This window comes from Streptomyces sp. NPDC001848 (assembly GCF_042891915.1).
Lineage (GTDB): Bacteria > Actinomycetota > Actinomycetes > Streptomycetales > Streptomycetaceae > Streptomyces.
Genome location: NZ_JBIATP010000052.1, coordinates 1 through 1,430 on the forward strand (window position 1 = coordinate 1; position 1,430 = coordinate 1,430).

General features: G+C 72.4%; 1 protein-coding gene. It reads left to right on the plus strand.

Going from position 1 to position 1,430, the window contains the following annotated elements:
- A partial coding sequence (locus ACFYZJ_RS39385; RefSeq protein WP_388577223.1) for an acetyl/propionyl/methylcrotonyl-CoA carboxylase subunit alpha occupies positions 1-1,430 on the plus strand: 1,430 nt, incomplete at both ends.

Sequence of the window (1,430 nt, forward strand, 5' to 3'; positions counted from 1 at the left end):
GACCTGGGTGACAAGGTCGCCGCCCGCCACATCGCCCAGCGCGCCGGCGCCCCCCTGGTCGCCGGCACCCCCGACCCCGTCTCCGGGGCCGAGGAGGTCGTCGCCTTCGCTCGGGAGCACGGCCTGCCGATCGCCATCAAGGCCGCCTTCGGCGGTGGCGGGCGCGGCCTGAAGGTCGCCCGCACCCTGGAAGAGGTCCCCGAGCTGTACGAGTCGGCGGTGCGCGAGGCGGTGGCCGCCTTCGGCCGCGGCGAGTGCTTCGTCGAGCGCTACCTGGACCGTCCCCGCCACGTGGAGACCCAGTGCCTGGCCGACAAGCACGGCAACGTGGTCGTCGTCTCCACCCGCGACTGCTCCCTGCAGCGCCGCCACCAGAAGCTGGTCGAGGAGGCCCCGGCGCCGTTCCTGAACGAGGAACAGGTCGCCGAGCTGTACCGCGCCTCGAAGGCCATCTTGAAGGAGGCCGGTTACGAGGGCGCGGGCACCTGCGAGTTCCTGGTCGGACAGGACGGCACCATCTCCTTCCTGGAGGTCAACACCCGTCTGCAGGTCGAGCACCCGGTCACCGAGGAGGTCGCCGGGATCGACCTGGTCCGCGAGATGTTCCGCATCGCCGACGGCGAGCCGCTCGGCTACGACGACCCCGAACTGCGGGGCCACTCCTTCGAGTTCCGCATCAACGGCGAGGACCCCGGCCGCAACTTCCTCCCCGCCCCCGGCACCGTGACCACGTTCGCCCCGCCGTCCGGTCCCGGCGTGCGCCTGGACGCGGGCGTGGAGTCCGGCAGCGTGATCGGCCCGGCGTGGGACTCGCTGCTGGCCAAGCTCATCGTGACCGGCCGTACCCGCAAGGAGGCCCTGGAGCGGGCCGCCCGCGCGCTGGAGGAGTTCCAGGTCGAGGGCATGGCCACGGCGATCCCGTTCCACCGCAAGGTCGTGCGCGACCCGGCCTTCGCCCCCGAAGTGCACGGTTCCGAGGGCCCCTTCACGGTCCACACCCGGTGGATCGAGACCGAGTTCGTCAACGACATCAAGCCCTTCACCGCCCCCGCCGAGGCGGAGGCCGAGGAGGAGCCGGGCCGCGAGACGGTCGTCGTCGAGGTCGGCGGCAAGCGCCTGGAGGTCTCCCTCCCGGCCTCCCTGGGCATGTCCCTGGCCCGCACCGGTCTGGCGGCCGGCGCCAAGCCCAAGCGGCGCGCGGCCAAGAAGTCCGGCCCCGTCGCCTCCGGCGACACCCTCGCCTCCCCGATGCAGGGCACCATCGTCAAGGTCGCGGTCGAGGAGGGCCAGGAGGTCAAGGAGGGCGACCTGGTCGTCGTCCTGGAGGCCATGAAGATGGAGCAGCCGCTGAACGCCCACAAGGCCGGCACCATCAAGGGCCTGAACGCCGAGGTCGGCGCCTCCATCACCTCCGGCGCCGCCATCTGCGA